We start from the raw sequence: 19,748 nt of genomic DNA, 5'->3' as shown, positions 1-19,748 counted from the left end.
AACGGTCTGTGCCAAGAGATTGGCTTTTTTCGTCTGTCAGATCGCTAAACAGATACCAAAGCGGTCTGACGGGTTTCTTCAATATCAGAATTCACCCGATGTATTCTTCCCTAAACACGATTATCTTAGACGCCTTAACAAAAAAGCCTTCAACTCATTATTTTCTGAAGCATGACTTCCGATGATAAAAAACATGTCCGGCGCTGGTATTGGACCGGGGCTGTCCTGATTTTTGTAATGGTTGTGATTGGCGGCATAACCCGCCTGACCGGTTCCGGCCTATCTATGGTAGACTGGAATCCAATTATGGGAGCCATCCCGCCTCTCTCCGATGCACAATGGGAAGATACATTCGAGCAGTACAAACAGTTCCCGGAGTATCAGCATATCAACTATAGCATGAGCCTCCCGGAATTTAAGACCATCTTTTTCTGGGAATATCTGCACAGGCTCATCGGACGGATTCTTGGATTGGTTTTCATTATTCCGTTTGCCTGGTTTGTCATCAAAAAGAAAATAGATTCCAAGAACATCAAACGGGGAATCATCCTGTTCATACTTGGCTTGAGCCAGGGATTATTAGGATGGTTTATGGTGATGAGCGGTCTGGTGGATATTCCTGAAGTAAGCCACTATCGTCTTGCCGCTCACCTTTTACTGGCTTTCACCATTGTTGGATTCTGCATTTGGTATGCTCTTGATTTGACTCCTTCAACGAATCCGTATGAAAACGCCGGCAGAGAGTTACGCTGGTGGCTGTACGGATTCATGGTACTGCTGCTGATCCAGATTATCTACGGGGCATTTGTTGCCAATTTACAGGCCGGATATGTGTACAATACTTTTCCAAAAATGAATACTTATTGGGCCCCTCCGGAGCTTTGGGGCATGGAACCGCTCATACTGAACTTTTTTGAAAATATTGTCACCGTTCAATGGATTCACCGGGTTATTGGCACCCTTTTAGGTTTAATAACTTTCGCTATCTTGATACGCTCTTTCATGCTCGAAACCAAGTATCCTACCAAAAAGTGGGCTTTTATTCTTCTTACAGTTGCATTGATTCAATACTTACTTGGAGTGTTTACCCTGATTCTATACGTACCTGTTTGGCTCGGCGTACTTCACCAGGCTATGGCATTGGTACTTTTTGGTGTGATTGTAGCTTTCCTTAATTACGTGAATCAAACTGATCCTGTGGTCATTCATGAAATTAATTGATAACAACTACCGAACTATCTGGAAGTTGTCTTTACTCAGCTTCCTGCTTGCCGCGCTTACTGGTTTCCTCTACCGTGTGGGGATGCTCTATCCATTACCCAGCTCGTTAGACTTGATTAATATTCGTCATGCTCACTCCCACTTGATGTTATTTAACTGGATCTCACCGGCCATTATGGTTTGGATGATTTCCGCATTAACTAAGTACAAACCAGATATTAATCACAACTCCTTTAAAAGATGCCTTTACTCCATGATTGGATTAGGCTTTCTATCCTATCCCTTTTTCCTTTTCTATGGATACCGATCCGTTTCACTTGGGTCGGCCGATCTGCCGATTGCTGCCATCATTTCCGGAATCATCATGATTACATGGTACTGGTTTGCCTGGCTCTATTATCAAAATCGCTCTAACATTTATTCAGATATCTCTCTAAATCTCTTCGATGGTGCCTTGACAGCACTGTTGATCAGTTCTCTCGGAGCCTGGGGAGTATCCGTCTTTCAATTCAGCAATGTTCACAACCCGCTATTTTCATCTGCACTCACTCATTTCTTCCTGGCCGTCTTTACAGAGGGATGGACTGTGCTGGGAATCCTCGGTATTATTTGGAATCAAAAAAATCTTTCCACAAATACTTTGAGTTCCGGCTGGTTGTGGCAGCCGCTTCTAATCGGTTCGATGCTGATATTTCCGTTCAGCCTGACCGAGTCTCTTGTTACACCACTTATGCTTTTTTCTGCAAAAACAGGACTCGTATTGATTCTTATCTCTTTGATTATACACTTTTACCTATTTTTAAAATCAAATAAATTCAGCGGTTTTGTATGGAAATCCATTCTTGGGTTGATTGGAGTAAAAATATTATTTCAGGCCATTGCTGTGCTTCCATTCGATCTTTGGCCGGGTGAACACGGGTTGAGAATACTCTACCTGCATCTGCTCCTTTTAGGCATCGTGTCAATTTCGATCATGCAGGTATTTCAAATAAAATACAGCCAGGTTCCGGTACAACTATTTGCCGGTTCAGTTCTTTTGGTTTTGATCTCCCTTTTGTTCATCAGCAGTTATTTTCCATCCCGGCTTACTCCAGGTCAACCATACATTTGGGTGATGTACATTGCCGCCCTTCCTCTCATTCCTGCCGGTTGGATCTATCTGAAAAGCTTTAAAACTCTATAACATTGTTGATGCGAAGAAACAGATTAAAGGTTCGTTTATTTAAGATTAAAGTGGTTTCTAACCGTTAAAATAATTAATTTAAGATAAAAGAGTCTCAATAACATAAAACAACTATATGCTATTATCAAAATCATGTGTTTACGGTCTAAGGGCTTCGCTCTACCTCGCGTCAAGAGAAAACGGGGAATATATTCCCATTCGTAAAATGAGCGGTAAACTTGAAATCTCCTTTCACTTTCTAACAAAAATTCTTCAGCAGCTAACGGCTGAAGGATTGATGGAATCGTTCAAAGGGCCGAATGGGGGAGTTCGCCTGAGTAAAGATGGGACAGAAATTCCTCTGATGGATATCGTTTTAGCAATCGACGGACCGCAACTATTAACGGAGTGTGCTTTGGGCCTGCCCGGCTGCGGAACCAAAAATCCCTGTCCGCTCCACGATAAGTGGGCCGAAACCAGGGATTCCATCCGTGAAATGCTGGAGGAAACAACATTGACCGAACTGGTAAAAAAGGGTAAAGAAGAGAATCTTCGCCTTACAACCGATGGTGATTTCAACCAACTTTTTAATGATGAGTTAGAGGACAATTAGGTTTTATTTAAGTGGCACAATCAAACCAAGAACTTTACAAACTTGTTGAAAAATACAACGTAGCCGGGCCGCGATATACATCGTACCCTACTGCCGTTCAGTTCGAAACGGATTTTAATCAGTCGGTTCTTGACAATGAATTTCGGCACCGGCAGAATCAGCCGCGATCTTATTCGCTCTATATTCACATACCGTTCTGTTTTTCGCTATGCTGGTATTGTGGATGTACAAAGGTGATCACAAAAGATCAGGACCGTGGTTCGGTATATCTTGATTTCCTCGAAAAAGAGATGAAGCTCATCTCAGATCACGTTCACCCGGAATCAAAACTGAAACAGATTCACTTTGGCGGCGGAACTCCTACGTTTCTCAACCCGGATCAGCTCATTCGTCTTGGCGAACTGATTCAAACCTATTTCAGTATTCATCCTGAACCGGAATACAGTGTTGAAATTGATCCGAGAAGAGTTACAGAAGAACATGTGAAAGCCCTGTCAGAAATTGGCTGTAATCGCGCTTCCCTGGGTGTGCAGGATACCAACCCGGATGTTCAAAAGGCAATTCATCGAATTCAGCCCTTTGAACAGACCCAAAATGTATCTGAATTTCTCAGGAAACACGGCATCAGCCAAATTAACCTCGACCTGATCTACGGCCTGCCAAAACAAACACCGGAATCTTTCAGGCAAACACTCGATGATGCGTTGAGCCTGGACCCGGACCGTTTTGCCATTTACAGTTATGCGCATATCCCATCGGTGATGCCCGCTCAAAAATTGCTGAATGAGGAGGATTTTCCCTCAACTCCTGAAAAACTAAATATGCTTTTAACAGGCATCGGGTATCTGCAGGAAAACGGTTATGATTTTATCGGGATGGATCATTTTGCAAAGGAGAATGACGAGCTGAGCAAAGCACTTCACGAAGGAACTCTGCACCGGAATTTCCAGGGATACAGCACTCATGCCGAACTGGATATGTTGGCACTTGGAATGTCAGGCATCTCCCAGAGCAGTCGGCTTTTTTATCAAAATTCGAAAGATCTGGATGAATATTACCGCCTGCTTGATCAGAATCAACGTCCAATCAAAAAAGCCTATTCTCTGACTGATGAGGACAACATCCGGAAGAAGATTATCATGCAGATTATGTGCAGAGGAGAGATCAACTACTCTGAATTCCAGGCCGAAACCGGTGTTCACATTCCAGAAAAATATTCAGCCGAACTTGATCAACTTTCTGTTTTTGAAGCTGACGGACTTCTCATTCAAACTTCAAATGGTTTTTATATCACAGAAACCGGCCGCCTCTTTCTGAGAAATATCGCGATGGTGTTTGATGAGTATTTGAAAGGGGCTCAACAAAAAACTACCTATTCGAAAACAGTTTGATAGAAAAAAGGATTCAACAAATTGTTTAATCTAAAGTGGTTTAATTCCCCCTTTGAAGGGGGAAGCGAACGGAGAGAGCTGGGGGATGACTTTCGAAGTTCAGGAATGTCCAATTCTTGGTTTTGAAGTATTACACCCCTCCCGGCTAAAGCCGTACTCCCCTCGAGGGGAGATTGATCATCCCCCATTGCCCCCACGAAGGGGGACACTCACCAATATCCGCATACTTTATTAAAAAAAATTATAGGTTTAAAGTGGATACCTTGTGGGCTCTGCCCCGAGGTAGTTCATTATTATTTCGCTTATCTCATATCAATTTTATTGTCGAACTCAATTGAAATGGATCCGCTCATCGGCTGAGACTGTTCATTGTCAAAATCCATTTGTGGTCCGCCGGTCCCGCTGAAAGAGAGTTCAAGCTCAGGAGTTTCATCATCAAGAACAAGAGCAGTAACATGTATTTCTCCTTCTTTTAAGATGATTTGATCTCTTGATTCTCCGCTTTCTTTAAAACCAATAGCCGTGATATTGGCTTTATTCTCATTTTCTCCGGCAGAAATCGGCTCAAAAATTACAGGCTTATCGGCATAAAGCGACGGGCCCTGAAGATTTATCATTACCGACCTTTCGTCATTTGATCCCGTCAGCCGTATCGAAATTTGAGATTCTGTTAAACTTATCTCTGTTTTATTCTTTCTGAATTGGTTGATTTCAAATTCCTCATCACCAAGGTGAAGTACAACCTCGCCAGAAAGTGCTTCTTGATTATTGATTGACTCAGTGGCAGACGATTCTTGAACCTTTTCTGAAGCTTCACCGTTAGCGGCGTTTGAATTCTGAGAAGAGTTTCCACATGCGATGAATGTGATGCAGAAAATAGCGAATAATATCTTTTTCATTGCTAAAATTAAAAATGACTATGAGTTAATGGTTTGCGAAACTACAATAATTCGAGAGCTGTACCAAAGAAAGTGGAATAGATCTCTCTGCTTGAACCTCGGTAACACAGTGATTCAAAACGTACACTGAAGATGAAAACTAAAAACTCCGAAGAGTCTCTGAATTACCTAAATCTGTTCGCTTTTTCTAAGAGAAGGCTCTGTAAAGCCTTCTTTAAAACTACACTAATAATGATCGTACAACTCATACGTTAACAATTATGGCACTTACGTACAGATATGTTTTGATTTTTATTCTGATTCTGTTTCCCGCTAAACTTGTTTCTCAATCTGCACCTGACTCTGTTGACGAACTTCTGCGGAAAGCTTCCCGGCAGGCTGACGAGATGAATGAAACAGGTGCTCTTAAAACGTATATGGAAATTCTCGAAAGAGATTCCGACCACTACAAAGCTCTGTGGAATGCAAGCCTGCTCCATTCAGTAATTGGCCACCGGCTTGACAATAAAAATGACCAGCAGAACTACTTTGAAAAAGCTACGGAGCTTGCCGAAAAAGCTGTTGAACACTATCCGGACAGGGTCCATCCCTATTATGTTTTAGCTGTAGCCAAAGGAAGAATATCTGATATCGTCGGAACCAGAACCCGGATCAAACTATCGCATGAAATTGAAGATAATGTCCAAAAAGCTCTCGACCGTAACCCAAATCATGCTCCCTCCTGGCATCTTTACGGAGTGTTGCAATCGGAAGTGGCCAATTTGAGTCGTGTTTCACGATTTGCCTCCCGCTTTATCTCAGATGGCTTGCCGGAGGCATCTAACCAGAAAGCTGAAGAATACCTGAAAAGAGCGCTTAAACTCAATCCGAAAAGTATCCTTTTTTATTATGATTTGGCCAAACACTATATTCGGTCGGGGCAGGAAAAAAGAGCCATCCCGGTTCTTGAAAAATTGTTAACCCTTGAACCTACCATAAAAGACAATAAGCGTCACATCAACGAAGCAAGAGAATTACTGGATGAACTGAAGAAAAATGAATGATTTAAAATTACCATGAAAACCTGTTTATCAGTTAAAAAAGTTGTGAATTTGCATTAGAACGCTGAGCGGGGACAGTGGACCGTTGTTTATCCATTCTCAGTTGGGATAGCCTTTCCGTATGCGATCAACGGTTATTAATGGTTTTTCAGCTTATATTTTAGGCAACACTCCATATCTCCGTTCAGATCCGTAAACCCGATCTTTGTGACACCTTCATCATCATACAAAAAATAGAGGTCGTCATCGCTGCTCCATGAAATATCAGAAATAGATCGATCCAATCCTGTTTCATCATTTGCCTATTATTTACTGCATTAGCGGTATTATTTGTCTTTTTTTAATATTTAATCTGTTTGATGATCCTATTTAGGTAGCCTATTACTGTCATAGCGGTAGTTAATTCTATTATAGAATGATTATGTAAGTATTAATCATTATTATAACCTATAATCATGCTTTAACAGTAAATTTTTGACTTATGAATAAAATAGGAAGTCTCATCCGTTGCCATCGGCAAAAGAGTGGTCTCACTCAAAAACAGTTAGCTGATCTGGCCGGGGCAGGGAAAACAGTGGTTTTTGACATTGAACACGGCAAAGAAACCGTCCAATTCAATTCGCTGCAAAAAATATGTAAAGTTCTGAATATTTCGATCCTGTTTGAAAGTCCTGTTATGAAACAATGTGAGGAGGAGATAGATGAAAAAGGTTGACATTTTTATGCACGGGGAAAAAGCAGGTGTATTAACTGAACTGGAAAAAAATAAACTGTATCGATTTCGCTATTGTAATGAATACAGTGGTCCGCCGATCTCGGTTACAATGCCGGTCAAAAAACAGGTGTTTGAATACAATCAGTTTCCACCTTTTTTTGAGGGGCTGCTGCCAGAGGGAGCAAACCTGGAGATGCTGCTCCGAAGTAAAAAAATTGACCGGAATGATGCTTTTACCCAGTTAATGGCCGTTGGGGAGGATACCGTTGGCGCGGTAACAGTACAGGAGGTAAGCGAATGAAGCGCTGCCCGATTACCTACCAAGAGATATCGTCAGGAACCTACAGCAAAACGGGGTTGAACAGGTTAAATCCGTCTTTAAAAGAGATGGCTCCTTTTCCTTTATCCCAACGGGAGCAGATCCGGGAAGCTCAAAAACGGATGACCAAAATGTCGATCGCCGGCGTGCAGCCCAAACTGAGTGCACAGTTGAGCGTAAAAGAGGGAGTTTTTAAAGTGGTTGATAAACACGGAAGCTATATTTTAAAACCTCCATTATTGGATTATGAAGAAGTGCCGGAAAATGAAGATGTGACAATGCGCATGGCTGCCGCTTGTGGTATTGAGGTTCCTTTTCACGGACTTGTTTATGCCAAAGATGAGTCTATGCTCTATTTCATCCGCCGGTTTGACCGTGTGGGGCGAACCGGGAAAATCCATGTGGAGGATTTTGCTCAGGTAGCCGGTAAGAGCCGCAACACAAAGTATGATTACTCTATGGAAAAAGTGGCAACATTAATTGAGGAATACTGTACGTTCCCCCTGGTCGAAAAAATGAAATTGTTTCGCAGGGTACTGTTTGCCTGGTTGTGTGGAAATGAAGATATGCACCTCAAAAACTTTTCTTTGATTCACCGGGATCATAAAATAGAACTCTCTCCTGCCTACGATCTGCTAAATACAACGATTGTGCTTGCAAATGCAACGGAAGAGATGGCATTGCCCTTACAGGGAAAGAAGTCGAATTTTAATGAGGAGAACTTTTTTGATTATTTCGGGAAAGAGAGGCTGAGTCTGAATGATAAAGTACTAACCAATATCAAAGATGAAATCCAATCTGCTTTTCCAAAATGGGATCGACTCATAGAAATCAGTTTTTTAACTGATGAGATGAAAGAGGCTTACAGAAACGTATTGAATAAACGCCGGAAAAATATTGGGTGGATATAGAATCAAAAACCTCATTATTAAAAAATATTATCTAATCCACACTATGCATCCCTCACTCCACAATCCTCTGTGACAGGTGAAATTTTTTTATCTCAAAAGTGTTATATCTTTACACAGATATGGAACCAACTACTACAAATAACCCTCTTGTTGAGAAGCTGGAAAGCCGCAACATCAAACCAACGGCAATGCGGTTGCGGGTTTTGGAATATCTGGTGGAAAAAAATGAGGCAGTGAACCTGTCAGATGTGGAACAGCATTTCTCAAAATCAGATCGAACGACACTTTACCGAACGCTGAAAACATTTGAAGATAAAGGGCTTGTTCACGAAATTCACGATCTGAGCGGCAGTGCAAAATATGCGCTTTGTGCAGATGATTGTAGTTGTACCTACCCCGAAGATATCCATGTTCATTTCTACTGCAACTCCTGCAAAAAGACATTTTGCTTTCCCGATCGATCTGTTCCAGCGATTAATCTACCGGATGACTATCAACCTGTTTCCGGGGATTTTGTGATTAACGGGGTTTGTCCGGCGTGTAGGAATTGACAGATCCTTGCGAGTTTTTAAACTCGTTGAGGTTATCCAAAAAGGATGTGAGAGAAATCAATATTCGTATTTTTGTCATACCGGACCCCGATCCGGTATCTCCAAGCATAGTTAAAGCGTGGAGATTCTGAATCGAGTTCAGAATGACATCCTTTTTGGACAGCCTCAACGAACATTCTGAAGCTCCGCTTCTCCTAACTGGTGCAAGTTTGTAACTTGTACCAAGTGCCATTCCTTTATTTTCGCACAAGTTTCAAACTTGCGCGAGTGTTAAACTTGTTGCGATGGTCCTCCTTCGCAACACCTCCCTGAAGCTTCCCTTCAGCTCCTGCCTATTCGCCAAACATCTACAGACAGCTTTACCCATCTTTGCAATATTGTTGCATCTTTTTACTCCCTAATTTTTGGTTGATGCATTGACAGAAGTAAAGATTTATCAAATGAAAAAAGATACAAACGCCCAAGATGATTGCTGTTCGCCGCAGCCTCAAAAAACCTCCCAGGCTTCTTGCTCGTGTGATGCCGGGCAAGATCCGTTTCAAGAGAACACTCAGGGTGATAAGGATAGATCATTTATGAAAGACCATTGGCAGCCGATTGTCAGTTTTTTGATGCTCGGTACAGGCCTGATTCTCGATACATTCATTCAGCCTGCCTGGTTTTCTGAACTGGTTCGAATTGGATGGTATGGTATTGCCTATTTGCCGGTTGGCCTGCCGGTTTTGGAGATGGGATGGAAAAGTCTGAAACAGGGAGATCTCTTTACCGAATTTTTTCTGATGGGTATTGCAACCGTTGGAGCATTTTTGATCGGAGAATATCCCGAGGGAGTGGCGGTAATGTTGTTCTACTCTGTAGGTGAGGCATTTCAACAAGCAGCCGTTCAGAAAGCACGGGGAAATATCAAAGCACTGCTCGATATTCGTCCGAACACGGCAGATCTAAAGCGGGGAGACTCTTTTGAAATCGTCCATCCAAAAGATGTAAATATCGGAGATATCATCCGGGTGAAGCCGGGTGAACGTATTCCTTTGGATGGAAATCTTTTAAACGAACGAGCCGCTTTTGATACCTCCGCCATTACCGGCGAGAGCAAGCCCAGACATTTTGAAAAAGATGAAAAAGTTCTCTCTGGATTCATTAACCAAGACATGGTTATTGAGATCGAAGTGACCAGTTCTTTTGAGAACAATTCCATCACCCGGATCTTAAAGATGGTTCAGGATGCGGCCTCCCGAAAATCAAAAACCGAACAATTTATACGTTCTTTTGCCAGAGTTTATACCCCTATAGTGGTTCTTCTGGCAACACTGCTGGTTCTGACTCCCTGGTTTTTTGTGAGCAATTACGTGTTTGAAGAGTGGTTTTATCGTGGACTCGTTTTTCTCGTCATCTCCTGTCCGTGTGCACTTGTGATCTCTATTCCGCTGGGATACTTTGGGGGAATCGGGGCGGCTTCGAGGAATGGAATTTTGGTGAAGGGATCGAATTATCTGGATGCCCTAAAATCCGTTAAAACAGTTGTCTTTGATAAAACCGGAACGCTGACAAAAGGTGTGTTTGCGGTTCAGGATTTCCAAAGTTTCGATCATGACGAAGGTCAACTCTTCTCCTACCTGCATGCCGCGGAAAGGAACTCAACGCACCCCATTGCGAAAGCGATCACTGAGTTTACTGGAAATAGAAATGGATCTTCATTGGCAGTAACCGAGCAATCCGAAATTCCGGGTCATGGAATCCAGGCCACAGTCGATAATTCAACTATTCTGATCGGGAATAAAAAGCTAATGAATCGGAAAGATATAAACCTGAACGGCTATTCTAATGATTCCGATGAAACTATTATTCACATCGCAGTTGATGGAAAACATGCCGGACTATTAACAATTTCCGATGAAGTAAAAGATGATTCGGCTCAGGCCATTCAGAAAATAAGAGATCTTGGAGTTGAGCGTTTGTTTATGCTCAGCGGGGATATTCAATCCGAAGCGGACAGAATCGGTACTCAACTCAAAATTGATCAGGTTTTTGGAGAACTACTTCCTGAAGAAAAAGCGGAGAAACTGGAAGCGATTATGAATCAGTATGAGGGAACCACTTCTTTTGTGGGTGACGGAATCAACGATGCGCCCGTGTTGGCATTAAGTGATATCGGAATTGCCATGGGAGCGATGGGAAGTGACGCCGCCATCGAAACGGCGGATGTAGTGATTCAAACAGATCAACCTTCCAAAATTGCCACGGCTATCACCATCGCCAAGAAAACACGAAATATCGTCTGGCAAAATATCGGCCTGGCTTTGGGCGTAAAAGGTTTGGTGCTTGTTCTTGGCGCCATCGGAATCGCCACTCTTTGGGAAGCTGTTTTTGCGGATGTGGGTGTGGCTTTGCTTAGCTGTGTTAAACGCAATTCGAATTCAGAGAATGGATTTTGATTGAGCCCTGAAGGAGACTTCCGAAGTCTCTTAGGATTGAATTATTACTGACTCCTCTTTTAACATTCAAACATCAGAAGATCACTGAAAAGACTTCGGAAGTCTTTTGCCCCTTTCCGATGAATTACTTCCTTTTTTTGAAACCGCCAAGGGTACCGAGAACGCAAAGATACTTCACGTTTCAGACCCACCCTAAATCCCTACCGCCGGCAGTCGGTCAGGCTCCATATGGTCGTAAAGCACGCCTTGGAAGGACTTCTGATATGGATGGGCCAGATATAGAGTTCATCTAATTTTTTGGTCATAAGATTTAAAAAATCCTGTGAAGTCATGAATGGCAGAAATCCGACTCTGAAAGAGTCTGAAGAACACAGCCCCAGGCAGAGTGAGGAGATACTCCGAACGACGCCTGGGGATAGAAGGCAGCCAACCATACAAACCCGAGCCGCCGGATGTTGAAAAGCTTCCTGCAAGTTCGAGGGTTGAATTGACCGGCGTATCCGGGATTCGAAGGGGATCGTCTTTTCCACGGTATTTCCGGAACCCCTCGATAATAAGTGTTGCCCGTCCGCGGTCCACCGCCTCGGGGCCTATTCTCATGCTTGTTTATCCCCGGGCGTCGTTCGTAAGCTCACTCTGCCCGGGGCTATGTTCTTGCGCTCTTTCAGAGCTTTTCATTATGGCTGCAAATCTACAGATCCCTGTTTGTACAGATGAATCAAGACAAAAAAACCTAACGGCTTTATCTATTGGCTGGCATCAGTTTATATCAAAAATGATAAAATTATATGAGTAATGTCAGGGGCCGGGGGTTGGGTCAACATATTTCACTTGACATATTTTCTTAGATAAACTAATTTTTAGTTAAGACTAAATAAATAGTTTATCTATGAGAAAATCATACTTGTTTCTATTGACACTCATTCTCCTGCTTCCCTGTACAGGAGCTGCTCAAAAATCGGTAGGAGAAATTGAAGGAACGGTTACATCCAAAGGAGAGCCGGTCATCGGCGCCAACGCTGGTATTGCCGAGCTTCAAAAAGGAACTGCTACTGATGCCAAGGGATTGTATCAAATCAAAAATATTCCAGCCGGTACGTACACCCTGGAAGTTTCCTCAGTTGGATTTAAAAAATATTCAACCACTGTCGAGATTCAAGCTGGAGAAGTTTTGGAACTGAATATCGAACTGGAAGAATCCACACTTGAGCTCGATCAGGTGGTCGTAACCGGAACGATGCGAAAAACCCACGTCAAAGACTCTCCGGTGAAAGTCAGCGTTGTAAAATCTGAACAGCTTCAGCAGGGAAAAATCAGTGCGAATATCATGGATCTGATCAGTAGTGTAAACGGACTCTCAACTCAGTTAAACTGCGGAGTTTGCGGAACCAATGCTATTCGAATCAACGGAGTGGAAGGCCCAAACACAGCCGTACTGATTGACGGCATGCCGATTATGGGAGCACTGGCCTCCGTTTATGGGTTGAACGGAATCAGCCCGTCCATTATCGACCAGGTGGAAGTGATAAAAGGTCCGCAATCTACTCTCTACGGAACACAGGCGTTGGGTGGCGTGGTGAATATTATCACCAAAAATCCGGCTACCACCCCAACTTTTTCTGCAGATATCTATGCAAAAAGTACTGAAGAGGGAAATATAAACCTGGCCTATTCTCCGAAGGTCGGACGCTTTGAAGGATTCGTCAGTGGAAACATCGTTCGCCTGGAGAATTATTTTGACAAAAACGGCGACACATTTAACGATCTGGTCAATCAATCTCGACTTTCTCTATTTGGAAAGGGTACACTTCTCGGGAAAAACATGGAGCAGCGCTTAAATGTAGCCACCAAAGTTTACACGGAGAACCGAACCGGGGGTGTACAGGCTTTTACGGATGATCTTCGCGGCTCGGATCAAATTTACGGGGAATCGATCTACACCAACCGGTTTGAAATGATGAGTGACTATCGGCCCGCAGGTCTCAATGAACAACTTCGATTTAGCGGAGCTGTCACGTATCATGATCAGGACAGCTACTATGGGACTGAATGGTATGATGCGCAGCAGGGAATTATATTTGGCCAGGCCACGTGGGATCAGTCCGTCGGAGATCATTTTAAACTACTGTCGGGAGCAACTCTCCGATATGAAACCTACAACGATAATACGCCCGCTACTTCCGAAGGCGTGGACCGCCGATGGATTCCGGGAATCTTCTCGCAGGGAGAATTAACTGTCAGTGATTTTACATTTCTCGGCGGACTCCGGATTGATCACCACTCCGAACACGGCTATGTAACCGCTCCTCGATTATCCGCAAAATTCAGCCCAACGGAATCAACAACATTCAGGGCAAGCGCCGGTACGGGGTTTCGGGTGGTAAATGTATTTACAGAAGATCACGCAGCACTGACCGGATCTCGAGATGTTGTATTCAATGAAGATCTCGATCCCGAACGATCCAAAAGTATTACGGCGAGTTTGGAGCAGATCATACCCTTTGGAACAAATCCAATGACCATCAGTCTCGATGGATTTTACACCCATTTTTCAAACAAGATCATCCCGGATTATGACCAGGATCCAAACCTAATCGTCTACGAAAACCTGGATGGATTTTCAGTCACACAAGGATTTTCTGTAGATCTTGATCAGAATTTCACAGCCCTTCCCTTCAGTTATAATGCGAGTCTCACCATCATGGATGTGTACACGGATGAGAATGGCCAGAAGCAAGCGTTGACTTACGCACCGGAGTATACAGGTACGTTCGGGGCCACTTATGACATTCGTTCGCTTGATTTGTCATTGGGATACAATGGCAACCTCGTTGGGCCGAAACGAATGCCGAACAATTATGTAGAAGATTTTGGGAGGGATGAATGGTCGCCTGCTTTTTCAACTCATGATCTGAAAATCACGAAAGAGTTTACCAATGTGAACAGCAGCATAGGAGTTGGTTTTGAAGCCTATATCTCCATAGAAAATATATTTGATTACACCCAGGGAAGTCCGCTTGTGGATGCCAGAAATCCGTTTGGTCCTGATTTTGACACCATTTATACATGGGGGCCGATTGTTGGGCGAACATTCTCGTTAGGTGCACGAATAAATCTCAGATAAATTGACATGAGTTTGATTTCTGTTTGGGAAGCTGATGGAATGAATGGAAGCGGAGCTTCGGTTTGGCATTCCGAAGGAGGACCTTCGGAACGAGTAAAATCTCCCTTTGAAAGGAGAAGTGAACAGAGCGAACAGGAGGGTGACAACCTCCAAACCAACATTACGGAACCATGAATAAAAAAGAATCTCAAATTATCACCATCATTATTACTGCATTAATGCTGACAGGAACTCTTTTTGAGTCATCTGCCATTGCCCAGGAACATTCGATTCAGTGGGAACCGTTCGAAGAGGCCATACAACTTGCAGAAGAGAATCAACTTCCCATTTTGGCGGATATCTGGGCACCGTGGTGCGGCTGGTGCAAAAAGATGCAGAAAGAGGTGTATCCCGAACTGGCTGATGATTTTTCTGAACAATTTGTATGGACACGTCTGAACCGCGATGATAACGAAACTCCCCTTCAATACAGAAATCAAACTCTCACCCCGCTTCGGTTGGCTCAAACGCTAAATGCAGAGGGGGTGCCGGCTCTTGTTTTCCTGGCACCGGATGGCGGCTATCTGTTTCATACCTCCGGATTTCTTGAACCTAAACGCCTGGAACCGGTTTTGATGTATGTTTCATCGGGGGCTTATCAGAGTATATCTTTCGATAACTTTCTTGCAACGTATCAATAGCAGTACCTGTTAAACATCGCTTCTCGATTTTCGTATTCATTCATGCACTAAAACATTAAGTAAATGCATGAATCAAATGGATCTGCATAGTTTTAAAACTTATTTGAAGCGACTTTTCTTGCCTGCAACACTTCTTTTCGTTTTTCTCTCCTTTTCCACAGAACCGGTTTCAGGACAGGCACCAGTCGATCATCAGGAAGAGATTGAGGTGATGATCCTGGGAACTTCTCATTTTGGAAATCCGGGGCAGGATGTGATTAATATCAAATTTCCGGATGTTTTGGAGCCTAAATACCAAGCTCAAATAGATCAAGTGATAGATAGCCTGTCTGAGTTTCAGCCTACCAAAATTGCCCTCGAAGCCAGGCCGGATTACAAACCCGAGATTGACAGCATGTACAGCGCTTACCTTGCCGGTAACCATTCGCTTTCGAGAAATGAACGGCAACAACTGGGGTTTCGACTGGCCGGTGAGTTCAATCACGACCAAGTCTATTCAATCGATCATGATGGTGATTTTCCCTTCCAGACTGTTCTTGATTTTGCAAAGGAACATCAGCCGGAATTTGTAGATCAGTTCCAAAAGCTTAGCGAATATGTAGAAAACAGAAATCAGGAGTTAGTCAGCAGCAATACTATTCCTGAAATTCTTCGAAAGAAAAACAGTCCTGAATACCTGGCTGTGCAGCGGCATTTTTATGCTTTAACAGCGTCCGTAGGAAACGACACAACTTTTGTTGGAGCAGATTTAGTCAGCGAATGGCATGAACGAAATATCAAAATATTTTCAAGTTTGAGTCAGATTACCAAACCTGGTGATCGAATTATCGTAATCTTCGGATCAGGCCATGCTCCGCTGCTCAGGTATTTTGTTGAATCAGATCTGCAGATGAAATTGGTTGAACCGAATGATTATCTCTGATCAAAAATCATTGAACCAACCCGGACCGATCTCTTGGATTCTGAAAGTATTTTATCAGATTTGTGGCACCGTAGAGTAATAGAAATGCCGCTATGAAACAGGTAAAATGGATAGTTTATAATTAAACTTATGGTTCTACCAAATTGGCAGAAGTGAGTCCCCAAACACGTCTAAAGTCTTTTGTATTTAATGTTACGAGTTCTTTTGCTCTGACCTTTTCAGATGCGAAGGCTATCAATGCATCATAGATGATTGGCCCTTTGAGATTATTTTGTCTGAGAAATTCCAAAACAAGTCGATAGTCCGTCTTGGTGCTATCTACAGTTTCAAATACAGATAGTATGGAGTAGTGAATAGCTTGGTGGGCTTCATTGGCTGAATAGTTTAAATATTCCACTCCCCAGGTTAATGTTCTAAAGACTTCGGCAATGGAATGTGTAGAAATAAATAAATCTGTTTCCCTATCTGCATACTCTTTATAGAGTTGGTAAACACGCTGATGGTCATCGTGATCTTTCACTAATAATGCTACTAAAGCGCTGCTATCAAACAGTACATTCATAAACCTACTGAGCGGCGAATTATAATTGTGTCTCTATCGGAGTCGATCGGAAAATCTTTTTGGACCTTTTTTTTAGTAATGGAGGGGCCAGTTAGAAAAACCAATCCCGTATCCTGATCTTTAACCAGGTGTTTTGATTTTTTTAATTCCTTTTTTTCTAAAATGGCTGCGTTTTTTCGTTTATCACTCATTACAATAGGATTATTTAAAAGCAATATACTATAAAACGATCACGGCAGGCAACTATTTTGAATTTATCACACTGCCCGAAAACCCAAGCGCCTGCCGATGATAAGGTTCTTTGCAGGCGTGTACCACACTCCAGCCTTCCTGGTTTTTGACCTTGAACTCGTAGTCGTTTTCGTTGCCGATGAAGAGGTCTTGTGTGGATTTCGGTCATGTCAGTTTGAATAAGATGAAGTACTCTTATGGAAATTCAATTGCACTCTTGTTTTTCTTACCTATTTGTTTTGCATGCTCCGGATGGCATGTCATCACTAACACCTGCTGCTTTTTAGCAAACACTTCAATTGCCTCTGAAGCCATCTTTCTCCGTTCCGGGTCCATATCCACCATTGGGTCGTCCAGAACAATGAAGCCGGCTTGATCCTTCAGAAAATACTCTGTTAACGCAAATCGCCAGGCAAGAGCCACGATATCTTTGGTACCATGAGACAGAATTTCATAGGTGAGCGGTCGGCCGTCATCGGTTTGAAAGGTTTGTGGTAAATCTCCGTTCATTTGTATGGTATCAAAGCGATTACCCACCATCTGCTGCACCCAATTCAGAAAGCTCTGTTCCAGCCCGCTGTAGGTATTGGCATCCATTGATTCAAGCAGATCTAACGTTCGTTCCCGGACCTTAGCCAGCGTTTCCGCTTCGTGGTAAATCCGTTCAAAATCAGCCTCCGCTTCTTCCAGCATCTTTTCAAGCTCCTCAGAGGATGTATCGGGGGCATCCTTTTCAAGATTCGCTTTCTCAATTTTATAGTTACTAATCTTCGCTTCAAGGTCACGAATATCCTGATCCATTGCCTCAACGTATTCAATAAACTCGTTGGCCGACTCAAACCCTTCGGGAAGCTCCGGCAGTTGCTCTATTTCCCTTTTTATATCTTTAATAGACTTCGATAGATCCGCCAGTTCTAATATTACATCCTCTACCGATTCATACGTCTCTTTCCACTTCTCTAATTTCTCCCCGGCTTCATCCGCTTCTTTGGTTAGACTCTGAAGTTCTGTTCGAGCATCAACAAGATCATCCGTAATATCTTCAGATGAGCGAATTTGTTTCAAATCGCCAAACTCTTTCAATGATTCTTTTAAATCACTGATGTTATCTTCGCCTAATTCAGATTTGTATAATTTCTCCGCTTGCTGAAGTTTTTGCTGCTTCTGTTGATACAAAGACGCAAACGATTCTGCATCCTGAACGGATTCCACCTCAAACTTTTGAAGTACTGTGTTTAGCTCTTCCTTTTTGTGCTGATAATTTTCTATGACCTGCTCCAAATCTCCCTCACCCGAAATAACCTGTATATTCAGTTCCCCGGTTTTCAAGGTAAATCCACCGGAGACTGTTTTCTCGATTACTTCACCCGATTTGGCCTTTAATGTCTCTTCATCTTTTCCAGCTTCTGAGTATTCTATAGAGCCATCCGATTTCGAATGGATTTTTATCGTAAGTCGAGCAGCCTCAATCTGTGTATTCAATCTCCTCACTTCAGATTGAAGCTCACGGAGCTTTTTCACTTCAGCCTCCTCAACTTTCTTCGCTTCATTTACTTCCTTCCTGGCAGCCTCTACATCTTCAACAAGTTGTTCCAGTTTTTTGATGCGGGATTCAAGCTGATTTGCCTGCTGCTTCTCTTGAGCTTTTTTCTGTTCCTCCTGAAGTTTCTCAATCTTTTCCTGCTGAACTTTTTTCTTCGGCTCCAGCTGTTTGATACGATCTTCCATGACCGGCCACTGCTGACTAATCTCAAGCAGGGTTTTCCGCTTCTCTTGAGCCGTTTCCAGTTTCTGTTCCAGCAATTGCCGCTGGCTGATCCCTTTTTTCAGCGGCTGGAGTTTGTCGAACTCTTCCTTCTTCTCTTTTTGGCGGTTGATCAACACCGAAAGCTGTTCATTCAGCTGATCCAGCTCATCTTCAAACCTCCTGGCCTCTTCAAGGTCCAGCCGGAGCTGTTCTTTTTGATAATAGGCGTCCAGAACTTTCCCTGTTCCTGTTTTATATGGATTGCTGATACCCCTGTTTTTCTCCGGATAGTCCTGATCCCGGTCCCACCGTTTGAAATACTCTTCGTACCGATTGTCCAGCAGTTCACGGAACCGGTCAACCGACACGCCGCCCGTTTCCATCAAATTTTGACGCAGGATATCTCCCAGCTCCTTGCGGACCCCATCTTCCTGTTCCATTTCACGAATGGTGCGATGCAGGCCGGACTGATCCGCAAGCAAGATCGTTCGAAGGGTCGCCGCAGATACCGGGAGCAGTTCTTCGATTTTCTGCTGAACTATCTCCTCGTCTGTGATCTCTGTACCGTCAGCAAGGTGAAGAGAAGCACTCCCCTTTCGATTTCCTTTTTTCCAGGCTTTCCGAATGCGAATGGTGTTTTGATCCTCATCCAGCAATTCCAGATCCACACGAATGACATCCCCTCCCGATGCAGGAAAAAACCGTCCCATTTCACTTTCCACTTTTGTCGTTGTTAATGAGGTGGTTGTCAGCAGTCCGTTCAGAATAGCATTGTAGATGGTAGATTTACCCGCTTCATTCGGTCCAAGCAGAACATTTAATCCGTCGTCAAACTCAATACTTTTATCACGGATACCGGCAAACGGGTGCAGTTTAATCGATTTCAGCTTCATTGCTTCACCTCACGGATCAGTTCATAGGCCATCTGCAGTTCGTCCTCATTTTCTTCCGGAATAGAGGAGAGCAGCTGTTCGGGGAAAGACCCTTCAGTAAACTCCTTTCGGATCTGCTCTTCGGTTACTTTTCGCCGGAGTTCTGAATCGTCCAGCTTCAGTTCAAGAACCGCCTCCCGGATGCTGTGCCTCTTTTCCCGCCATTTCTCAAACAGTTCAGGCTCCAGTCGGCCGGAGACGGCAAGCTTAAGCATGATTCGGTTATATTCGTCATCTTCGAACTCGTCCAAAAGCTTATCTACATCAGAGGCACTGTTTAAACTTCTTTCCAT

Annotated in this window: 20 protein-coding genes; 14 read left to right on the top strand and 6 right to left on the bottom strand. The window is 43.3% G+C overall.

All coding sequences use genetic code 11. The features are described from left to right. Positions 1–171 precede the first annotated feature (171 nt). The 4 genes from U5K72_19860 to hemN all read left to right on the top strand — a co-directional run bounded on the left by U5K72_19860 (position 172) and on the right by hemN (position 4,387). Complete coding sequence (locus tag U5K72_19860; protein ID MDZ7721087.1) at positions 172–1,221, top strand: COX15/CtaA family protein; 1,050 nt, start codon at positions 172–174, stop codon at positions 1,219–1,221. Next, positions 1,208–2,404 (top strand): hypothetical protein, encoded by a 1,197-nt coding sequence (locus tag U5K72_19855; GenBank protein ID MDZ7721086.1) that lies wholly within the window; start codon positions 1,208–1,210, stop codon positions 2,402–2,404. The genes U5K72_19860 and U5K72_19855 overlap by 14 nt, the downstream gene beginning before the upstream one ends. Positions 2,405–2,519: 115 nt before the next feature. Continuing rightward, positions 2,520–2,996: an Rrf2 family transcriptional regulator gene (locus U5K72_19850; protein MDZ7721085.1), complete on the top strand. Its 477-nt coding sequence runs from the start codon at positions 2,520–2,522 to the stop codon at positions 2,994–2,996. Between the two features lie 11 nt (positions 2,997–3,007). Continuing rightward, positions 3,008–4,387 carry an oxygen-independent coproporphyrinogen III oxidase gene (gene hemN, locus U5K72_19845; GenBank protein ID MDZ7721084.1) on the top strand — a complete coding sequence of 460 codons (1,380 nt, stop codon included), beginning with the start codon at positions 3,008–3,010 and terminating at the stop codon, positions 4,385–4,387. A gap of 302 nt (positions 4,388–4,689) precedes the next feature. On the opposite strand, the gene U5K72_19840 is transcribed toward hemN, so the two are convergent. Continuing rightward, on the bottom strand, positions 4,690–5,286 hold the full coding sequence (locus U5K72_19840; GenBank protein ID MDZ7721083.1) for a hypothetical protein: 597 nt from the start codon (positions 5,284–5,286) through the stop codon (positions 4,690–4,692). Positions 5,287–5,546: 260 nt separating this feature from the next. Here U5K72_19840 and U5K72_19835 point away from each other — a divergent pair, with 260 nt between their 5' ends. Continuing rightward, positions 5,547–6,329 (top strand): tetratricopeptide repeat protein, encoded by a 783-nt coding sequence (locus U5K72_19835; GenBank protein ID MDZ7721082.1) that lies wholly within the window; start codon positions 5,547–5,549, stop codon positions 6,327–6,329. Between the two features lie 134 nt (positions 6,330–6,463). Here U5K72_19835 and U5K72_19830 read toward each other — a convergent pair whose 3' ends face one another. Further along, positions 6,464–6,610 carry a hypothetical protein gene (locus U5K72_19830; protein MDZ7721081.1) on the bottom strand — a complete coding sequence of 49 codons (147 nt, stop codon included), beginning with the start codon at positions 6,608–6,610 and terminating at the stop codon, positions 6,464–6,466. A gap of 197 nt (positions 6,611–6,807) precedes the next feature. On the opposite strand from U5K72_19830, the gene U5K72_19825 reads away from it, so the two are divergent. The 5 genes from U5K72_19825 to U5K72_19805 all read left to right on the top strand — a co-directional run bounded on the left by U5K72_19825 (position 6,808) and on the right by U5K72_19805 (position 11,257). Then, positions 6,808–7,041: a helix-turn-helix domain-containing protein gene (locus tag U5K72_19825; protein MDZ7721080.1), complete on the top strand. Its 234-nt coding sequence runs from the start codon at positions 6,808–6,810 to the stop codon at positions 7,039–7,041. Positions 7,042–7,048: 7 nt separating this feature from the next. Further along, positions 7,049–7,342 (top strand): HipA N-terminal domain-containing protein, encoded by a 294-nt coding sequence (locus U5K72_19820; GenBank protein ID MDZ7721079.1) that lies wholly within the window; start codon positions 7,049–7,051, stop codon positions 7,340–7,342. Next, positions 7,339–8,271, top strand: coding sequence for a HipA domain-containing protein (locus U5K72_19815; protein ID MDZ7721078.1), 933 nt, complete (start codon positions 7,339–7,341; stop codon positions 8,269–8,271). Before U5K72_19820 ends, U5K72_19815 begins: the two co-directional genes overlap by 4 nt. Positions 8,272–8,390: 119 nt before the next feature. Then, complete coding sequence (locus U5K72_19810) at positions 8,391–8,822, top strand: transcriptional repressor (GenBank protein ID MDZ7721077.1); 432 nt, start codon at positions 8,391–8,393, stop codon at positions 8,820–8,822. Positions 8,823–9,262: 440 nt separating this feature from the next. After that, positions 9,263–11,257 (top strand): heavy metal translocating P-type ATPase, encoded by a 1,995-nt coding sequence (locus U5K72_19805; GenBank protein MDZ7721076.1) that lies wholly within the window; start codon positions 9,263–9,265, stop codon positions 11,255–11,257. Positions 11,258–11,542: 285 nt separating this feature from the next. Here U5K72_19805 and U5K72_19800 read toward each other — a convergent pair whose 3' ends face one another. Next, the gene (locus U5K72_19800) at positions 11,543–11,857 is read right to left on the bottom strand and encodes a hypothetical protein (protein ID MDZ7721075.1); all 315 of its coding nucleotides are present in this window, start codon (positions 11,855–11,857) and stop codon (positions 11,543–11,545) included. A 289-nt stretch (positions 11,858–12,146) separates the two neighbouring features. Here U5K72_19800 and U5K72_19795 point away from each other — a divergent pair, with 289 nt between their 5' ends. From U5K72_19795 to U5K72_19780, 4 genes are all read left to right on the top strand, one after another. Continuing rightward, positions 12,147–14,381 (top strand): TonB-dependent receptor, encoded by a 2,235-nt coding sequence (locus U5K72_19795; protein ID MDZ7721074.1) that lies wholly within the window; start codon positions 12,147–12,149, stop codon positions 14,379–14,381. A gap of 6 nt (positions 14,382–14,387) precedes the next feature. Further along, positions 14,388–14,555, top strand: a complete 168-nt coding sequence (locus U5K72_19790; protein ID MDZ7721073.1) for a hypothetical protein — start codon at positions 14,388–14,390, stop codon at positions 14,553–14,555. Further along, a complete protein-coding gene (locus U5K72_19785) occupies positions 14,552–15,061 on the top strand; it encodes a thioredoxin family protein (GenBank protein ID MDZ7721072.1) in 510 nt (169 codons plus the stop codon). Before U5K72_19790 ends, U5K72_19785 begins: the two co-directional genes overlap by 4 nt. A gap of 67 nt (positions 15,062–15,128) precedes the next feature. Further along, positions 15,129–15,983, top strand: a complete 855-nt coding sequence (locus U5K72_19780) for a DUF5694 domain-containing protein (protein MDZ7721071.1) — start codon at positions 15,129–15,131, stop codon at positions 15,981–15,983. A 127-nt stretch (positions 15,984–16,110) separates the two neighbouring features. Here U5K72_19780 and U5K72_19775 read toward each other — a convergent pair whose 3' ends face one another. The 3 genes from U5K72_19775 to U5K72_19765 form a co-directional block, all read right to left on the bottom strand. Continuing rightward, positions 16,111–16,545, bottom strand: coding sequence for a PIN domain-containing protein (locus tag U5K72_19775; protein MDZ7721070.1), 435 nt, complete (start codon positions 16,543–16,545; stop codon positions 16,111–16,113). Positions 16,546–16,971: 426 nt separating this feature from the next. After that, entirely contained in the window at positions 16,972–19,416 is a 2,445-nt protein-coding gene (locus U5K72_19770) for an AAA family ATPase (GenBank protein ID MDZ7721069.1), read from the bottom strand. Beyond that, positions 19,413–19,748: a hypothetical protein gene (locus U5K72_19765; protein MDZ7721068.1), complete on the bottom strand. Its 336-nt coding sequence runs from the start codon at positions 19,746–19,748 to the stop codon at positions 19,413–19,415. The genes U5K72_19770 and U5K72_19765 overlap by 4 nt, the downstream gene beginning before the upstream one ends.

Source organism: Balneolaceae bacterium, assembly GCA_034521495.1.
Classification (GTDB): domain Bacteria; phylum Bacteroidota; class Rhodothermia; order Balneolales; family Balneolaceae; genus Rhodohalobacter.
The sequence above is the reverse complement of the archived record's forward strand: the minus strand, read 5'-3'. Positions and strand labels throughout refer to the sequence as shown.

Coding starts and splice junctions, on each gene's coding strand:
- U5K72_19800 (MDZ7721075.1), bottom strand. CDS start 11,857: ATGAGAATAGGCCCCGAGGCGGTGGACCGCGGACGGGCAACACTTATT.
- U5K72_19810 (MDZ7721077.1), top strand. CDS start 8,391: ATGGAACCAACTACTACAAATAACCCTCTTGTTGAGAAGCTGGAAAGC.
- U5K72_19840 (MDZ7721083.1), bottom strand. CDS start 5,286: ATGAAAAAGATATTATTCGCTATTTTCTGCATCACATTCATCGCATGT.
- U5K72_19855 (MDZ7721086.1), top strand. CDS start 1,208: ATGAAATTAATTGATAACAACTACCGAACTATCTGGAAGTTGTCTTTA.
- U5K72_19860 (MDZ7721087.1), top strand. CDS start 172: ATGACTTCCGATGATAAAAAACATGTCCGGCGCTGGTATTGGACCGGG.
- U5K72_19780 (MDZ7721071.1), top strand. CDS start 15,129: ATGAATCAAATGGATCTGCATAGTTTTAAAACTTATTTGAAGCGACTT.
- U5K72_19785 (MDZ7721072.1), top strand. CDS start 14,552: ATGAATAAAAAAGAATCTCAAATTATCACCATCATTATTACTGCATTA.
- U5K72_19790 (MDZ7721073.1), top strand. CDS start 14,388: ATGAGTTTGATTTCTGTTTGGGAAGCTGATGGAATGAATGGAAGCGGA.
- U5K72_19825 (MDZ7721080.1), top strand. CDS start 6,808: ATGAATAAAATAGGAAGTCTCATCCGTTGCCATCGGCAAAAGAGTGGT.
- U5K72_19805 (MDZ7721076.1), top strand. CDS start 9,263: ATGAAAAAAGATACAAACGCCCAAGATGATTGCTGTTCGCCGCAGCCT.
- U5K72_19850 (MDZ7721085.1), top strand. CDS start 2,520: ATGCTATTATCAAAATCATGTGTTTACGGTCTAAGGGCTTCGCTCTAC.
- U5K72_19820 (MDZ7721079.1), top strand. CDS start 7,049: ATGCACGGGGAAAAAGCAGGTGTATTAACTGAACTGGAAAAAAATAAA.
- U5K72_19775 (MDZ7721070.1), bottom strand. CDS start 16,545: ATGAATGTACTGTTTGATAGCAGCGCTTTAGTAGCATTATTAGTGAAA.
- U5K72_19815 (MDZ7721078.1), top strand. CDS start 7,339: ATGAAGCGCTGCCCGATTACCTACCAAGAGATATCGTCAGGAACCTAC.
- U5K72_19795 (MDZ7721074.1), top strand. CDS start 12,147: ATGAGAAAATCATACTTGTTTCTATTGACACTCATTCTCCTGCTTCCC.
- U5K72_19770 (MDZ7721069.1), bottom strand. CDS start 19,416: ATGAAGCTGAAATCGATTAAACTGCACCCGTTTGCCGGTATCCGTGAT.
- U5K72_19835 (MDZ7721082.1), top strand. CDS start 5,547: ATGGCACTTACGTACAGATATGTTTTGATTTTTATTCTGATTCTGTTT.
- U5K72_19765 (MDZ7721068.1), bottom strand. CDS start 19,748: ATGGAAAGAAGTTTAAACAGTGCCTCTGATGTAGATAAGCTTTTGGAC.